This window comes from Streptomyces sp. NPDC004561 (assembly GCF_053602155.1).
In genome coordinates this window covers 1-16,904 of sequence record NZ_JBSGDB010000174.1, presented here as the reverse complement: position 1 = coordinate 16,904, position 16,904 = coordinate 1, and the positions used below count along the sequence as shown (strand labels likewise).

Genomic DNA, 16,904 nt, shown 5'->3' with positions numbered 1-16,904 from the left:
GGTGGCGCTCGGCCTCATCGACCCGTGGCTGGCGGCCGTCCTCCTGGCCGGCGCGCCGGTCCTGGCCCTGCTGCTGCGCGCCTTCGCCCGTGACACCTCGGCCTGCGCGGCCGACTACCAGCGGACGCAGGGCAGGATCGCGGCCGCGCTCGCGGAGGCCGTCGACGGCCATCGCACCATCCGCGCCGCGGGCGCCGAGGACCGCGAGACGGCGCGCATCCTGACGCCGCTGCCCGAACTGTCGACTGCCGGGCACCGGATGTGGCGGGTGCAGGGGCGGGCGGCCGCGCAGGCGGTCACGGTGGCGCCGCTGCTGAACCTGGGGGTGCTGGCGGTGGCCGGACTGCTGCTGGCCCGGCACCGCCTGTCGGTGGGCGAGGTGCTGGCCGCCTCCCGGTACGCGGTGCTCGCCACGGGCGTCGGCGTGCTGGTCGGGCAGCTGGCCGCGCTCGGCCGGGCCCGCGCGGCGACCGGACGGCTCGCCGAGGTACTGGCCGAGCCCTCCCCCGCCCACGGCACCCGGCGGCTGCCGGCCGGCCCCGGCCGGCTGGAGCTGCGGGGCGTGACCGCCGCGCGGGGCGGGCGTGCCGTCCTGGACGGCGTGGACCTGGTCGTGCCGGGCGGCTCGACCCTCGCCGTCGTCGGCCGCTCCGGCACCGGCAAGTCGCTGCTCGCGGAGCTGGCCGGCCGGCTCGCCGACCCGGACGCGGGCGAGGTCCGCCTCGACGGCGTCCCGCTGCGCGACCTCGGCCACGCCGAGCTGCGCCGTGCCGTCGCCTACGCCTTCGAACGGCCCGCCCTGCTCGGCACGACGATCGAGGACACCATCGGGTTCGGCCTCGCCGCGCCCTCCCCGGCCGCCGTCCGCTCGGCCGCCCGCCGGGCCCGCGCCGACGATTTCGTCCGCCGCCTGCCCGACGGCTACGCGACCCGCTGCGCGGACGCTCCGCGCTCCGGCGGCGAGTCCCAGCGTCTCGGCCTGGCCCGCGCGTTCGCGCACGGCGGCCGGCTGCTGGTCCTGGACGACGCCCTCTCCAGCCTCGACACGGTCACCGAGCACCAGATAGCCGGCTCGCTGCTCGCCTCCGGACCGGGCCCGACCCGCCTCCTGATCGCCCACCGCGCGGCGACCGCGGCCCGCGCGGACGCGGTCGCCTGGCTGGACGCGGGCCGGGTGCGGGCGGTGGGACCGCACCAGGAGCTGTGGCGGGACGCGGAGTACCGGGCGGTGTTCGCGGACGGCACGGAGGAGCCGGTGTGAGGGACATACTCGCGGTCCTGCGGGCGCGGTGGCGGGTGCTCGCCCGCCTGGCCGCCTGGTCCGTGCTGGAGGCCGGGCAGACCTTCGTGCTGGGGTACGCCCTCGCGCGGGCGCTGGACGCCGGGTTCCTGGCCGGGGACACCCGGACGGGTCTGCTGTGGCTGGGGGGCGCGGGACTCGCCGTGGGCGTCGGGGCGTACGGCACCGGGCGGGTGTACGGCGTGGTCGCCGCGCTGGTGGAACCGGTACGGGACCGGCTGGTGACGGCGGTGGTCGCGCGCGGGGTCCGGGAGGCCGACACCGGGGCGCTGTCCGGGCTCACCCAGCAGGTGGAGCTCGCCAGGGACAGCCTGGCCGGTCTGGTGATGGTCTCCCGCTCGTTCGTGTTCACCGCCGCCGGCGCGCTCGTCGGCCTGTTCTCCCTGGCCCCGCTGCTGCTGGCGGTCGTGGTGCCCCCGCTGCTCGCCGGAGTGGCGCTGTTCGCGGCGACGCTCCGGCCGCTGGCCCGCCGTCAGGAGGCGTTCCTGGCCACCGACGAGGCACTGGCCGGGGAACTGGGCGCCGTGTGCCCCGGGCTGCGGGACGTCACGGCGGCCGGGGCCGAGGCGCGGGTCGCCGCGGACACCGGGGAGCGGATCGCGGCGGAGCAGCGGTCGGCGCGTGCCCTGGCCCGCTGGAGCGTGGCCCGCGTGGCGGCGCTCGCGGTGGGGGGCCAGCTGCCCGTGGTGCTGCTGCTGGCCGCCGCCCCCTGGCTGCTCGGTCACGGCGTCACGCCGGGCGCCCTGGTCGGCGCGCTGGCCTACGTCACCCAGTCCCTGCTGCCCGCCCTGCAGAACCTGGTCCACGGCCTCGGCACCAGCGGCGCCCGCCTGACGGTGGTGTTGCGCCGCCTCACGGCATCGCCGAGGGAGCGGCCCAAGGCCGTACCCACGCAGTCCGGGCCGCCCGTCGGCGTCGGGCCCCCGGCCGCGAAAGCACCGGCGGACGCGTCCCCGAGCGGGCAGCCTCCGGCGGACGAGCGAAGTCCGCGCCGACTGGACGATGGCGGAGACAGTCCGCTTCAGCTGGACACTCCGTCGGACGACGTGCGCAGCGCGCGGCCGTTGGACACTCCGTCCAATGACGGACGCACACCGGGTCGGCCGGACACACCGTCGTACGACGGACGCACACCGGATCAGCTGGACACACCGCACGACGGACACAGTCCGCTGCGGCTGGACACGCCGTCGAATGACGTGCGCAGTCCGCACCCGCCCGGCACCCCGTCCGATGACGGACGCACTCCGCACCAGCCCGACACGCCGTCCAACGGCGGGCGCAGCACCCACCGGCCGCCCCCGTCGCCGGAGGCGCTCGGTCCCGTTCCCGCGTTGTCCCTCGCCTCCGTCACCTTCGCCTACGGTGCCGCGAGCGAGCCCGTGCTGGACGGGCTCGTGCTCGATGTCCCGGCGGGCGGGCATCTGGCCGTCGTCGGGCCGAGCGGGATCGGGAAGTCGACGCTGGCGGGGCTGGTGGCCGGGCTGCTGCGGCCCGGGCGGGGCACGGTGCGGGTGTACGGGCACGGCGTACCGGCCCCGGAGGCGGCCGCGCTGCGGGTGCTGGTGCCGCAGGAGGCGTACGTCCACAGCGGGACCCTCGCCGAGAACCTGGCCCTCTTCCGCCCCGGCCCGGTGCCGGAGGCGGAGCTGCTGGCGGCCGCCGAGGCCATCGGGCTGGCCCCGCTGCTGGAGGCGCTGGGCGGCCCCGGCGGCCGGGTCGATCCGCCGGCCCTGTCGGCGGGTGAGCGGCAGCTGATCGCGCTGACCCGGGCCTATCTCTCGCCCGCCCCGCTCGCCCTGCTGGACGAGGCGACCTGCCATCTCGACCCGGCGGCGGAGGCGCGGGCGGAACGGGCCTTCGCGGCGCGCCCGGGCGGCACGCTGGTGGTCGTCGCGCACCGGATCAGCTCCGCCCGCCGCGCCGACCGGATCCTGGTCATGGACGGCGCGCACACGGCCTGCGGCACGCACGACGAACTGTTGCGGACCTCTGCCCTGTACCGGGACCTGGTCGGCGGCTGGACGGCCCGGCGCGCGCCGCTGGCCCGCTAGGGGGTCACACCCACCCCTCCCCCCGGGATATTCGGATCGCGTCGATCCGGTTGCGGGCTCCCGTCTTGCGGGTGATGGCGGCCATGTAGTTGCGGACCGTGCCGTGGGACAGGTGCAGACTGCGGGCGATCTCCGCCATGGACGCTCCCCCGGCCGCCAGGGAGAGTACGCTCAGCTCGCGTCTGGTCAGCGGCATCTCGGCCGCCTTGAGGAAGCCGAAGCCCAGCGAGGCATCGATAAAACGTTCCCTCTCCGCGACGGACCGTATGGCGCGCAGCAGCCGGTCCGGTGAGCCCGCCTTGTCGACGAAGCCCAGCGCGCCCGCCTCGGCGGCCCGCTTCAGCAGGCCCGGCCGGCTGGCGTCGGCCAGCACCACGAGCGCCGGCGGCCTGCCGATGCCGGGCGGACACAGCTCACCCAGCGGCGGCGTCCCGTGGCCGGCCGCACAGTCCAGGTCCGCCGCGCACACGTCCGGACATAACGACCGCACCCGTGCGGCCGCCCCGCGCCAGGGCGTGTCGTCCACGTCGAGTCCGGGTTCGCCGCGCAGCCACTCCGCCAGGACCGATCGCACCAGACACGCGTCGTGCACCAGAACAACCCGGATCACTGTCCGCCCCCTCGGCTCGCCGTACTTCGTGAATCGTTCTCAGGTCTTGAGCGCGTGCCCCATTGTTGGCGGCCGTCACCGTTCGCGGGCGCGGAGATCCGGCCATCAAGTTGCGCGGGGGCGCACACAGGGCGCCCGTACGCCACCGCGCGCATCGACTGTGGGGGCATGGACGGGGGCGGCGGGGGTACCTGAACGCGTTCGCCGCAGAGCGCGCGGGCACCGGCCGGGACGGCCGCCGGGTGCGGTGCGGGGGTGCTCGCCGTGCGCCGGGCGCCGCCGCGAGGGAGTCTTGGTCCCTGAAGGACGAGTCCTGATCCTGGACGGATGCGACGCGCGGCCGGGCGAGGAGGTGGTCGGCGTGTCCGACGGGCCGGCGCTGGAGCAGGTCCCGACGCTCGCAGGGACGGCGGTCGGCCGGCCGCTGCTGTCGGTCACGCTGGCCGCCATGCTGGAGGAGGTGCGCGCCCACTCGGGCGCGGTGTACCTGCTCAGACCCGATGAGCCGGTGCTCGAGATGGCCGTGCACGCGGGACTGCCGCGCGCGTTCGCCGCGCCGTGGGAACGGGTGGGACTGAGCGCGCCGCTGCCGGTCGCGGACGCGGTGCGGGAGCAGCGGCTGGTGTGGGTGGGCGGCGAGGAGGAGATGGCGCGCCGCTATCCGCGGATCGCGGTGGTGCTGCCGTACCCGTTCGCGCTCGCCGCGCTGCCCGTGGCGACCGCGAGCAGGGTCCACGGCGCGGTGTTCGTGACCTTCCCCGGGTCCCATCCGCCGGAGCTGTCCGGCGGGGAGCGGCTGCATCTGACGGCGGCCTGCGAGCGGCTGGCCCTGCGGCTGGAGCGGGACGCGGAGGCGGGCCGGCGGCTCGCCCACGAGGCCGACGTGGTCGAGGCGCCGCTGGCCGGCCGGGCGGACGCGCTGGGCTCGGTGGAGGCGGTACGGCTGGTGGCCCGGCTGCCGTACGGGCTGATGGCGCTGGATCTGCACGGCCGGATCTCCTTCGCCAACGCGGCGGCCGCCGAGCTGCTCGGGGTGGCGGTCTCCGATCTGCTCGGCACCTTGCCCTGGGTGGCGATCCCCTGGCTGAACGACCCGATGTACGAGGACCGGTACCGGGCGGCGCTGCTCAGCCAGGAGGTGACGTCGTTCGTGGCGGTCCGGCCGCCGGGCGAGTGGCTGTCGTTCCGGCTGTATCCGAGCAGGACCGGACTGAGCATGCGTGTCAGCCGGACCCGGGCGGTGGCGGAGATGGCGCAGGGCGGCGCCCCGGAGACGGGCGGTCCCGCTCCGTCCCGGCTGGTGACGATCTCGCAGGTGCTGAGCCTCGCGGGGGCGCTGACCGAGGCGGTGGGCGTGCAGGACGTGGTGCAGCTGGTCTGGGACGAGGTGGCCCCGTCGGTCGGCAGCCAGGGGATGGTGATCCTCGGGTCCCAGGCCGGGCGGCTGCACCTGCTGGGTCATCACGGGTACGCGGACCCGCGGGTCGTGGAGCGCTTCGACGGGCTCCCGCTGAGCGAGCGGACCCCGGGCACGCACGTGCTCAACAGCGGGGTGCCCGCCTTCTTCGACTCGCAGGAGCAGCTCGAACGGCTGTACCCGAACCGGCAGGAGACCCCGGACGGCTTCGCCGCCTGGGCGTACCTGCCGCTGATCGCGTCCGGGCGACCGGTCGGCACCTGTGTGCTGGCCTACGCCGAGCCGCATGTCTTCCCCGCCGACGAGCGGGCCGTGCTGACCTCCCTCGGCGGGCTGATCGCACAGGCCCTGGCGCGGGCCCAGCTCTACGACGCCAAGCACCGGCTGGCGCACGGGCTGCAGCAGGCGCTGCTGCCGCACTCACTGGCGCGGCTGCCGGGCATCGAGGCGGCCGCCCGCTATCTGCCGGCCACTCACGGCATGGACATCGGCGGGGACTTCTACGACCTGGTGCCGGCCCGGCCGCTGCCGGCGGCGGTGATCGGGGACGTCCAGGGGCACAACGTGACGGCGGCCGGCCTGATGGGCCAGATCCGCACCGGGGTCCGCGCGTACACCACGGTCGGGCAGGACCCGCAAGAGGTCATGAGCAGCACCAACCGGCTGCTGATCGACCTCGGTGCGGACCTGTTCGCCAGTTGTCTGTATCTGCGGCTCGATCCCGCGTGCGGGCGGGCCGTCATGGCGCGGGCGGGGCATCCGCCGCCGCTGCTGAGACGGCCGGACGGGCGGGTGCGGGTGCTGGACCTGGCCGGGGGCCCGCTGCTGGGCATCGACACGTCGGCGGTGTATCCGACCACCGAGGTCTCCCTCACGCCCGGCTCGGTCCTCGTGCTGTACACGGACGGCCTGGTCGAGTCCCCCGATGTCGACATCGAGGACGCCCTGGTCGACCTGGGCGCGCTGCTCGCGGAGGCCGGCGACCGGCCGCTGGAGAGCCTCGCGGACGAGGTCGTCCGGCACAGCGTGGCGGCCGGGCAGCGGGCGGACGACGTGGCCGTGCTGCTGCTGCGGGCGCGCGACGACGGCTGACGCGCGCACCGTGGTCCGGCCCTCCCGCCGGAGGACCGGACCGTCCCTGCCCACCGGAACCGCGGTGAGGCGGGCAGGGGTTCGGGGTGCCGGCTCAGCCCGTGGAGGTGAGCGACGAGCCGTCGCCGGCCGAGCCGCTGCCTGCGGGTGCGCTGCCGGCGGGAGCGCTGGCGCTGCCCGCGGGGTCGCTCGCCGCGCCACTGCCGGACTGGTCACCGGCCGAGGCCGACGGAGCGGCGCTGCCCGCGCCGGACTGGCCACCGGCGCCGGAAGCGCCCGACTGGTCGCCCGCCGAGGCCGACGGGGCGGCGGAGCCGGACTGGCCCCCGGCGCCGTTGCCCGCGTTGCCGCCGTTGTTACCGCCGTTGTTGCCGCCGTTGCCGAGGGTGGCGCCGGTGGCCTGGAGGGCCGCGGTGACCGGCTGGAAGAAGGTCTCGCCGCCGTTGGTGCAGTCGCCGCTGCCGCCGGAGGTCAGGCCGACGGCGCTGCCGTCCTGGGTGAACAGGGAGCCGCCGCTGTCGCCGGCCTCGGCGCAGACGTTGGTCTGGATGAGGCCGTTGACGGTGTCGACGCCGCCGGGGTTCGTCTCGCTCTGGAAGTTGACCGTGGCGTCGAGGCCGGTCACCTGACCGTTGTGCAGACCGGTGGTGGAGCCCATCCGGAACACGGTCTCGCCGACCGTGGCGTCGGCGGCCTGGGTGATGTTGACGGTCTGGCCGTTGCCGACGTTGACCTCGCTCGCCGTCTGCGTGGCGGGGTCGTTGTACTTGACGAGGGAGAAGTCGTTGCCCGGGAACTTGGCCTGGTCGACGGTGGCGACGGGCTTCCCGTTCTGGGAGTCGGACCAGTCCTTGGCGGCGACGCCGCAGTGACCGGCCGTCAGGAAGGCGGGGCTGCCGTCGGAGGCTTTGACGTTGAAGCCGAGGGAGCAGCGGACCCCGCCGCCCTGCACCTGGGCGAAGATGGCGTCGCCGCCCGAGACGAGGGTCTTGAAGGCGCCGCCGGACTTCTTCAGGGTCGCCGTGCCGGAGCCGAGGCTGCGCACGGTCGACTGCAGTCTGTCCCACTTGGCGCCGGTGACGGAGCTGTCGGCGGTGACCTGGACCTTGTCGGTGCGCGGGTCGATCGCCCAGGAGGTGCCGGGGATCGTCGCCTTGGTCTTCAGGGTCTTCGCCGCGGCCTTGAGGTCCGCGGTGCTGTTGTTCACCTTGCGGACGACCGCGCCCGCCTTCTTCGCCTGGACGATCACGTTGTTGTCGCCGCTGACCACGTTGACGACGAGCTGCTTCTTGGCGCTGTCGTAGTAGGAGCCGGCCATGGCGCCGCCCAGTGCCTTCTGCAGCTGGGCGGCGAGGTTCGAGGCGTCCTTGGCCTTGAAGGTCTGCGTGCTGCCGGTGGCGCCCTGCGCCTGGTTCTTGTCCTGTGAGGCGTTCGCGTTGGGCAGCAGGAGGGCCGCCGCTCCGAGCGCCGCGACACCGCCCACCGCTATCGCGGCTTTGCGCTTGGGCATTCGCTTGTGACTCAACTTCTCGACCTCCTGGTGACGGGGGTCTGCCGCTCATGGGCAGTTCTGATCGGGGCGCCTGGATGGCCGTACGTACGCACCGGCCGCACGGTGTGTTCAATTCCGTTTCCCAACCGCCGTGGCGCGAGGGCGAATCGGCCATGCTCCGCGTGCCGCGCGCGGCGGCCGGGAACAATCCCCCATATGACGATGACCAGCGCCGAAGCCGACAAGATCCTCTCCGCCAACTTCGCCCCGTGGGTGCTCGATCTGGGTCTGACCGTCGAGTCGGTGGGCGAGGATCGCGCGGTCCTGCGTCTGCCCTGGTCGGACCGGCTGGCGCGGGAGGGCGGGGGTCTGTCGGGACAGGCGCTGATGGCGGCCGCCGACACGGCGACGGTGATCGCGGTGTCGGCCGCGCGCGGCGGCTTCGTGCCGATGACGACGGTGCAGCAGTCGACGTCGTTCCAGCGGGCGGTGACGGGTTCGGATGTCCTGATCGAGGCGGTCCTGACGAAGCTGGACCGCCGGACGGCCTTCGCGGACATCACCCTGAGCGACGCGGACTCGGGCGCGCTCGCGGCCCGGGCGAGCACCGTCTACGCGATCCTGGGCTGACACGCTCGGCTACTGATCCGTAACGTTCAGCTGCGGAGACGCACCGGAATCCCTGCTTCAGGGAATCTGCACATTGAATACTCAACCAAGTCACCACCGTCAGCGGATCTGCACATCCGCGCGCCCCCCTGCACGCCATTGGCGCGGAGTGCCGGATTCGCCGACGGGCGGGCAAGCCTTCGCGCGCGCCGATGCCGTGCGGCATGTGAAGGAGTCGCCGACACGACGTGCACACGCCTGCACGGATGGATCCACTCGCGGGCCAAGTTCCCTGGTGAGAGCACTGGTTGATTGGAAGCGCGCCCCTCGTGCGTGCTTTGATCCATCGCACCGCGGGGGTCCGACGGGCCCCGGAGACGGTGCCCGGCGCCCGCGGTCGCGGCCGTCCGTCTGACCCCAGAGGGGGCCGCTCTCCCCCTTGTGAATATCCATATGAAGGGAAGTTCCATCATGAACTCCACCCCCCAGGTCGAGACCGTCGAGATCTCGGACGCCGAGCTGGACAACGTCTCCGGCGGTCTTTCCGTGAACGCCCTCAACACCGTGACCGGTGCCGTCAACGGCATCGCCCCGGTTTCCGGCCTGGTCGACACCGCCGTCGGCACGACCGAGGGTGTCACCGGCCTGAACGTGGCCCCGGTTGCCGGCCTGGTCGCCGGTCTCTGATCGCGCCTCGTCGCATCGGTAGTCCCGGAGCCGTCCCTCGGCTCCGGGGCTCTCGGATGCCCTGAAACACCCGCGTCTCTCCCACAGGTGAGGGAAGTTCCGTGCAGTTCCGCCAACAGGCCCTCGCCAAGCTCCAGTCACCGGAGGAGCTGGACCTCCCGGTGCGTCTCGCCCGTCCGCAGGGCTGGCTCGCGCTGGGCGTCACCGTCGTCGTCATGGCGGCGGCCTCCGTCTGGGCGGTGACCGGGTCGGTCGCCTCCACGGTGAGCGCGCAGGCCATCCTCACCCACGGGCAGGGCAGTTACCTGCTGCAGAGCCCCGTGGCCGGGCAGGTCACGGCGGTCCTCGCCCGGCAGGGCGAGCAACTGCCCGCGAACGCCCCGGTCCTCAAGGTCCGTACCGCACAGGGTGATTCGGTGGTCCGCACGGTCGCCGCGGGCCGTGTCACCACGCTCGCCGCCACCATCGGCCAGATCATCCAGACCGGCACCAGCGTGGCCGCCGTCGAGAAGGCCGCCCGGGCCTCCGACCCGCTCTACGCGACCGTGTACGTCCCCGCCGAGAACGCCGCCGCCATCCCCGCGGGCGCCTCCGTGGACCTCACCGTGTCCTCGGTGCCGGCGCAGCGGTACGGCGTGCTGCGCGGCCGGGTGAAGTCGGTGGACCGCACCGCGCAGTCCGCCCAGTCCATCGCCGCGTTCCTCGGCGACAGCCAGCTCGGCGAGCAGTTCACGCACCAGGGCCGCCCGGTGGCCGTACTGGTCGAACTGGACCGGGCCACGGGCACGAAGAGCGGTTACCGGTGGTCCACCGCCGACGGACCGCCGTTCCGGCTCGACTCCATGACCCTCGCCTCCGGTTCGATCAGGCTGGCCGACCAGCATCCCGTCGATTGGCTGCTCCCGTGACCGTTCAGACCGGCGACCCCCGGCAGACCCGGGGCCGCAGACGGGCAGCCCCAGCGCGGCGCCCGGTCCCCAAGTCCCGCTCCGGCACGGTCCGTACCCCCACCGTGCTCCAGATGGAGGCCGTCGAGTGCGGGGCCGCCTCCCTCGCGATGGTCCTCGGCCACTACGGCCGGCATGTGCCGCTGGAGGAGCTGCGCATCGCCTGCGGTGTCTCCCGGGACGGCTCCCGGGCCAGCAACCTGCTGAAGGCGGCGCGCGGTTACGGCCTGACCGCCAAGGGCATGCAGATGGACCTGGCCGCCCTCGCCGAGGTGCGCGCCCCGGCCATCCTCTTCTGGGAGTTCAACCACTACGTCGTCTACGACGGCATGGGCCGCCGCTTCGGCCGGCGGGGCGTCCACATCAACGACCCGGCCAAGGGCCGCCGTTTCGTTCCCATGGAGGAGTTCGACGGCAGCTTCACCGGTGTCGTGCTGGTGCTGGAGCCCGGTGAGGGCTTCACCAGGGGCGGGCGCAGACCCGGCGTGCTCGGTGCGATGCCCGCCCGGCTGCGCGGCACCGCCGGCACCCTGCCCGCCGCGATGCTGGCCAGCCTGCTGCTGGTCGCGGTCGGCGCGGCCGTACCGGCGCTCAGCCGCACCTACATCGACATGTTCCTCATCGGCGGGCAGACCTCGCTGCTGGGCGTGCTGTTCGCCTCGATGGCCACCTGTGTGCTGCTCACCCTGGTGCTGACCTGGCTCCAGCAGGCCAACCTGCTGCACGGCCGGATCATCTCCTCCACCCTCTCCAGCGCCCGCTTCCTGCGCCATCTGCTGCGGCTGCCGGTGACGTTCTTCGCCCAGCGCTCCCCCGCCGACCTGGTGCAGCGCCTGCAGTCCAACGACCAGGTGGCGGAGACCCTCGCCCGGGACCTCGCCGCGGCCGGCGTGGACGCGATCGTCGTCGTGCTGTACGCGGTGCTCCTCTACACCTACGACCCGCAGCTGACGTTCCTCGGCATCGGCGTGGCCCTGCTGAACGTGGTGGCGATGCGGATGGTAGTACGGCTGCGCGCGACCCGGACGGCCAAGCTGCGCGCGGACACCGCCCGGCTGACCAACACGTCGTACACCGGGCTGCAGTTGATCGAGACGATGAAGGCGACCGGCGGCGAGGACGGCTACTTCCGCAAGTGGGCCGGACAGCACGCCACCACGCTGGAGGAGCAGCAGCGCCTCGGCGTGCCGAGCGCCTGGCTGGGAGTGGTCGCGCCGACGCTGGCCACCTTCAACAGCGCGCTGATCCTGTGGATCGGCGGCCTGCGCGCGGTCGAGGGGCACATCTCGGTGGGCCTGCTGGTCGCCTTCCAGGCGCTGGTCACCCGCTTCACCGCTCCCCTCACCCGGCTCAACGGCGTGGCGGGCCGCATCCAGGACTTCGCGGCCGACGTGGCCCGGCTGAAGGACGTGGAGAACTTCCAGGCCGACCCGCTCTACGCCCGCCCCGGCGCGGGTGACTCCACCCGACGGCTGCACGGCCACGTCGAGCTGGAGAACGTCACCTTCGGCTACAGCCCGCTGGACAAGCCGCTGCTGAGCGGCTTCGACCTGACCGTCGGCCCCGGGCAGCAGGTGGCGCTGGTCGGCGGCTCGGGCAGCGGCAAGTCGACCGTCTCCAGGCTGATCTCGGGACTGTACGCCCCCTGGGACGGGGTGATCCGCATCGACGGGCGCCGGCTGGAGGACATCCCGCGCGGCGCGCTCGCCGCCTCCGTCTCCTTCGTCGACCAGGAGGTGTTCCTGTTCGAGGGCTCGGTCCGCGACAACGTGGCCCTGTGGGACCCCTCGATCCCCGACGAGGCGGTGGTGGAGGCGCTGAAGGACGCGGCCCTGTACGACGTGGTGATGCGCCGGCCCGGCGGTGTCCACAGCCGGGTCGAGCAGGACGGCCGGAACTTCTCCGGCGGCCAGCGCCAGCGCCTGGAGATCGCCCGGGCGCTGGTGCGCGGGCCGAGCATCCTCGTGCTGGACGAGGTGACCAGCGCGCTGGACGCGGAGACGGAGCTGGTCGTGATGGACAACCTGCGCCGGCGCGGCTGCGCCTGTGTGGTGATCGCGCACCGGCTGAGCACGGTCCGCGACAGCGACGAGATCGTCGTACTGCAGCACGGCACCGTGGTCGAGCGCGGACGGCACGAGGAGCTGGTGGCGCGCGGCGGCGCGTACGCGGCGCTGGTCAGGGAGCGGTGAGATGACGTCCGTGCACGATGGCGACCTGGTCCTCGGCGCGCTCGGCTCGCTGGGCGCCCGGGTCGACTGCGCCGGTTTCAACCGACTGGACCTGGAGGGTCCGCAGGTGCTGTGGCTGGTCGCGGCCGGCGCCCTGGACCTGTTCGCGGTGGACGCCGCCCAGCAGGGGCACTGGCACCACCTCGGCCGGCTCGGGGCGGGCGCGCTCCTGCTCGGCCCGGTCGCCGGGCCCCAGCACACCCTGGTGGCCCGCCCGGTGCGGGACTGCGTGGTGCACCGGGTCAACCTGCGCGAGCTGTACCAGCCGGCCAACACCCAGACCTGGTCCTACGACGAGTACGGCAACCCGCAGTACGTGCCGCCCACGACGAGCCCCCTCGAGTACGCGCTCGCGCTGGGCGTCGGCCGGGGGCTGTCCGTCCTGTTCCAGGCGCCGATGGCCGAGGAGCGGACCCAGGCCCCCGCCGACGACGACGTGTTCTGGATGCAGGTGCCGCCCGGCAGCGTGCAGTACGGCTCGCTGTACGGCGCGGAGGCCGCCGCCGACCTGCTGATGGACCCCGCGCTGTGGCAGAGCATGGTCGACCAGCAGTACCGGCTGCTGACCGCCCTGGACCGCTGGATCGAGCAGCTGGAGCGCACCCACGAGACGCGCACGGCCGCCGGTATCAAGGCCGGTGAGGCCGTGCGCGCCGAGGCCGACCAGACTCTGCTGGCCTCCATCGGCAGGCGCTCGGCCCGCCGTACGACGGCCGCCGACGCCGACGCCACGTACGCGGCCTGCAAACTGGTCGCGGAGGCGGCCGGGATCGCCCTCGCCGAGCCGGCGCAGAGCGGCACCGAGAGCGAGCGGCTCGACCCGGTCGAGCGGGTGGCGCTGGCCTCGCGGGTGCGTACCCGTGCCGTCCGGCTGGACGGACGCTGGTGGCGGGAGAACGTGGGCCCGCTGGTCGGGCACCGGGCGCTGTCCGGGGCGCCGGTCGCCCTGCTGTGGCGGCGCGGCGGCTATGTGGCCGTGCACCCGGGCACCGGCCGGGAGACCCCGGTCGAGCGGGCGAACGCGGAGGAGTTCGAACCGCGCGCGGTGATGTTCTACCGGCCGCTGCCCGACAAGCGGCTGGGGCCGGTGGGCCTGCTGCGGTTCAGCCTGAGCGGCACGCGCGGCGACCTGCTCGGCCTGCTCCTCGCGGGGCTGGTGACGGTGGCGATCGGCGCGCTGGTGCCGGTCGCGACGGGCAAGGTGCTCGGCGAGTACGTGCCCCGGGCGCAGGCGGGCCTGATCGTCCAGGTGTGCCTCGCGGTGATGGTGAGCGGCGTGGTGGCGGCGGCCTTCACCCTGCTGGAGAACCTGTCCATCCTGCGGCTGGAGGGCCGTATCGAGGCGGCGCTCCAGCCGGCCGTCTGGGACCGGCTGCTGCGGCTGCCCACCCGGTTCTTCACCCAGCGCTCGACCGGCGAACTGGCCAGCGCCGCCATGGGGATCAGCGCGATGCGCCGGCTGCTGGCGGGCGTCGGGCCCGTGGTCGCCCAGTCGGTGACGGTCGGCGCGATGAACCTCGGCCTGCTGCTGTGGTACAGCGTCCCGCTGGCACTCGCGGCGATCGGCATGCTCGTCGTCATCGCGGCGGTGTTCCTGGGGCTCGGGCTGTGGCAGGTGCGCTGGCAGCGGCGCCTGGTGGTGCTCGGCAACAAGCTGAACAACCAGGCGTTCCAGACCCTGCGCGGCCTGCCCAAGCTGCGAGTGGCCGCGGCCGAGAACTACGCGTACGCGGCCTGGGCGCGGGAGTTCGCCCGCAGCCGGGAGCTCCAGCAGAAGGTCGGCCGGATCAAGAACCTCACCACGGTGCTCGGCGCGGTCTATCTGCCGGTGTGCACCCTGCTTATGTTCATGCTGCTGGCGGGTCCCGCGAAGGGCACGCTCTCGGCGGCGGACTTCCTCACCTTCAACACCTCGGTGACCATGGTGCTGACCTCGGTCACCCAGCTGACCGGCTCGTTCGTGTCGGCGGTGGCGGCGCTGCCGCTGTTCGAGGAGATCCGGCCGGTGCTCGACGCGACACCGGAGGTCCGCACGGCGAGCACCCGTCCCGGCCCGCTCTCGGGCGCGCTGGAGGCCCGCCGGCTGTCCTTCCGGTACGCCGACGACGGCCCGCTCGTCCTCGACGACGTGTCCTTCGCGGTCCGGCCGGGCGAGTTCGTGGCGGTCGTCGGGCCGAGCGGCTGCGGCAAGTCCACCCTGCTGCGTCTGCTCATCGGCTTCGACCGCCCGGTCTCGGGCAGCGTGCTGTACGACGGGCAGGACCTCGCGGCGCTCGACCAGTCGGCGGTGCGCCGCCAGTGCGGAGTCGTCCTCCAGCACGCCCAGCCGTCCACCGGTTCCATCCTGGACGTCATCTGCGGCACCGAGCCGTACACGCCTGAGGAGGCGATGGCGGCGGCCGAGATGGCGGGGCTCGCGGAGGACATCAAGCGGATGCCGATGGGCCTGCACACGATCGTCTCGGGCAGCGGGGCGGTCTCCGGCGGGCAGCGGCAGCGCCTGATGATCGCGCAGGCGCTGATCCGCCGTCCGCGGATCCTCTTCTTCGACGAGGCGACCAGCGCCCTGGACAACGACACCCAGCGCATCGTCATCGAGAGCACCCGCAAGCTGAACGCCACCAGGATCGTCATCGCCCACCGGCTGTCGACGGTGCTGGACGCGGACCGGGTGATCGTGATGGAGGACGGCAAGGTGGTCCAGCAGGGCTCCCCGGCGGACCTGCTCGCGGACACCGCGGGACGGCTCCACGAACTGGTGCGCCGGCAGCTGGCCTAGGCGGTCTGCTCCTCGTCGTCCGGATCGTCGTGGTGGGTCGGCGTCCAGTGGTGTTCGCAGAACCAGCGGCCGAACACGGCGCCCCCGTAGATGACGAACCCGACGCCGATGAGCCAGGACTCGACGACGAGCACGGTGCCGACCGCGCCGTAGCTCAGGGCGTTGGTGACGATGAGCGGGGTGAAGACGAGGTAGGAGAAAGCCCTGAGCCCGGCCAGCCCGATCACGGTGGCCAGGGCCCCCGGCAGCAGGTCGCGCCAGCGGATCTGGTCGCCCAGCAGGAAGCGCTGCCCCCACCAGAAGAACGCCACGCCGCTCAGCGTGGACACCAGGATCCGCTGGTAGCCGTGCAGCGCCGACTTCGTCGCCACCTCCTGGTAGAGGTACCCCGTCAGCACCACCAGCCAGGTCGCCTGCCGCCAGACCCGGTGCCAGGGCCCGGAGGCGAGGCCCCAGATTCGCTCGTAGGCGTTCTGCACGCTGCCCCCGAAGGACACGCCGAAGACGGCGAGCAGGACCGCGCTCCAGACGCTCGTGGTGCCGATGACGTTGCGCGGCGGGCTGATGACGTCGGTGAGCACGCGCGCGGACCGGCCGGACAGCCCCATGCCGTCGGTGAGCCAGGAGGCGAAGCCGCCCCGGACCAGCGGATCGGCGGCGGCGACCACGATCAGCAGCGGGGCCAGCGTGACCAGCGCCAGGGTGGCGAAGCCCATCGCCCGGTGCATCAGTTCCAGTTCACGCCCGTGTGTGAACAGGGACCGGACCCGAAGCCACTCCCAAGCGCGGTGCAGGCCGCGCCGCCACCGCCTCACGGCTCCTCCCGTCGCCGTCTCGCGCTCGCCGCCGTCCACGGCGGCGCCCCCTGCTGGTCGCCGAGGTGATCGCACGCCTCGGGTTCACTCTGGCACGGACCGGGCCGCCCGCCACCGAGGAGACCGCCACATGGGTCGGCCGGGACCCGCACGGCGGTCCCGGGGGTGCGACACAGGCCGGGGTTCGCCGGTTTGCCCGCGTCCGCACCGGAGAATCGGACCCCGTGCGTACTTCTGCCGAGGTGCCCCACGGGGAGCAGGTCCCGCCGAAGCGCGGCCGCCGCCGGACGCTGATCGTGAGCGCGAGCATGGGCGCCGGTCACGACACGGTCGCCGCCGAACTGGCCAGACGCGCCGAGGCGTACGGCCACGAGCCGTTCGTGGTCGACGTCCTCGCTCTGCTGCCCTGCGGCCTGGGGACGGGACTGCGCCGCGGCTACCAGGCGTCGGTCCGGCACGTCCCCTGGGTGTACGCGGGCGTCTACGGCGCGTTGCTGCGCGACGGCCCGGGGCCGCGCCCGAGCGGTGTGCCGCTGGCCCGGCTGGCCGGGGACCGGCTGCTGGCGCTCGCGGACCGCCTCGGCGCCGACGTGGTGGTGTCCGTCTTCCACCTGGCCGCGCAGCTGACCGGCCATCTCAGGTCCCGGGGGCGGCTGCGGGTGCCCAGCGCGGTCTTCCTGGTGGACTTCGCGGTGCACCGGCAGTGGCTGCATCCGGGCAACGACCGCTATCTGTGCCTCACGGAGGCGGCCGCGCGCGAGGTGCGCCGGAGTCTGGGCACGCCGGCCGTGACCACCGGGCCGGTCGTCGCGCCGGACTTCCTGGCGCCGGCCCCCGGAGCCGCCCGCTGGCGGGAGCGGTTCGACCGGCG

12 protein-coding genes are annotated in these 16,904 nt (G+C 73.9%); 9 read left to right on the top strand and 3 right to left on the bottom strand.

Annotated elements, in window-relative coordinates:
• Together ACWEN3_RS22740 and ACWEN3_RS22735 are read left to right on the top strand one after the other, a co-directional pair.
• On the top strand, positions 1 to 1,261 hold a 1,261-nt coding region (locus ACWEN3_RS22740), incomplete at its 5' end, for an ATP-binding cassette domain-containing protein (protein ID WP_452973915.1).
• Positions 1,258 to 3,354, top strand: coding sequence for an ATP-binding cassette domain-containing protein (locus ACWEN3_RS22735; protein ID WP_452973912.1), 2,097 nt, complete (start codon positions 1,258 to 1,260; stop codon positions 3,352 to 3,354). The genes ACWEN3_RS22740 and ACWEN3_RS22735, both read left to right, overlap by 4 nt.
• Before the next feature lie 4 nt (positions 3,355 to 3,358).
• On the opposite strand, the gene ACWEN3_RS22730 is transcribed toward ACWEN3_RS22735, so the two are convergent.
• On the bottom strand, positions 3,359 to 3,964 hold the full coding sequence (locus tag ACWEN3_RS22730; RefSeq protein WP_452973909.1) for a response regulator transcription factor: 606 nt from the start codon (positions 3,962 to 3,964) through the stop codon (positions 3,359 to 3,361).
• 352 nt (positions 3,965 to 4,316) lie between these two features.
• On the opposite strand from ACWEN3_RS22730, the gene ACWEN3_RS22725 reads away from it, so the two are divergent.
• Positions 4,317 to 6,473 (top strand): SpoIIE family protein phosphatase, encoded by a 2,157-nt coding sequence (locus ACWEN3_RS22725; protein ID WP_452973924.1) that lies wholly within the window; start codon positions 4,317 to 4,319, stop codon positions 6,471 to 6,473.
• 94 nt (positions 6,474 to 6,567) lie between these two features.
• On the opposite strand, the gene ACWEN3_RS22720 is transcribed toward ACWEN3_RS22725, so the two are convergent.
• Entirely contained in the window at positions 6,568 to 7,998 is a 1,431-nt protein-coding gene (locus ACWEN3_RS22720) for a S1 family peptidase (protein ID WP_452973906.1), read from the bottom strand.
• A gap of 183 nt (positions 7,999 to 8,181) precedes the next feature.
• On the opposite strand from ACWEN3_RS22720, the gene ACWEN3_RS22715 reads away from it, so the two are divergent.
• From ACWEN3_RS22715 to ACWEN3_RS22695, 5 genes are all read left to right on the top strand, one after another.
• On the top strand, positions 8,182 to 8,595 hold the full coding sequence (locus ACWEN3_RS22715; protein ID WP_452973903.1) for a PaaI family thioesterase: 414 nt from the start codon (positions 8,182 to 8,184) through the stop codon (positions 8,593 to 8,595).
• A gap of 450 nt (positions 8,596 to 9,045) precedes the next feature.
• A complete protein-coding gene (locus ACWEN3_RS22710; RefSeq protein WP_452973901.1) occupies positions 9,046 to 9,261 on the top strand; it encodes a type A2 lantipeptide in 216 nt (71 codons plus the stop codon).
• Between the two features lie 101 nt (positions 9,262 to 9,362).
• Entirely contained in the window at positions 9,363 to 10,169 is an 807-nt protein-coding gene (locus ACWEN3_RS22705) for an HlyD family efflux transporter periplasmic adaptor subunit (protein WP_452973898.1), read from the top strand.
• Positions 10,166 to 12,400, top strand: coding sequence for an NHLP family bacteriocin export ABC transporter peptidase/permease/ATPase subunit (locus tag ACWEN3_RS22700; protein ID WP_452973895.1), 2,235 nt, complete (start codon positions 10,166 to 10,168; stop codon positions 12,398 to 12,400). Before ACWEN3_RS22705 ends, ACWEN3_RS22700 begins: the two co-directional genes overlap by 4 nt.
• Before the next feature lies 1 nt (position 12,401).
• Positions 12,402 to 15,218, top strand: coding sequence for an NHLP bacteriocin export ABC transporter permease/ATPase subunit (locus ACWEN3_RS22695; protein ID WP_452973892.1), 2,817 nt, complete (start codon positions 12,402 to 12,404; stop codon positions 15,216 to 15,218).
• Here ACWEN3_RS22695 and ACWEN3_RS22690 read toward each other — a convergent pair.
• Complete coding sequence (locus tag ACWEN3_RS22690; RefSeq protein WP_452973921.1) at positions 15,215 to 16,033, bottom strand: ribonuclease BN; 819 nt, start codon at positions 16,031 to 16,033, stop codon at positions 15,215 to 15,217. The genes ACWEN3_RS22695 and ACWEN3_RS22690 overlap by 4 nt on opposite strands.
• Before the next feature lie 308 nt (positions 16,034 to 16,341).
• On the opposite strand from ACWEN3_RS22690, the gene ACWEN3_RS22685 reads away from it, so the two are divergent.
• Positions 16,342 to 16,904, top strand: a 563-nt coding sequence (locus ACWEN3_RS22685) for an MGDG synthase family glycosyltransferase (protein ID WP_452973918.1), incomplete at its 3' end; no start/stop codon positions are given.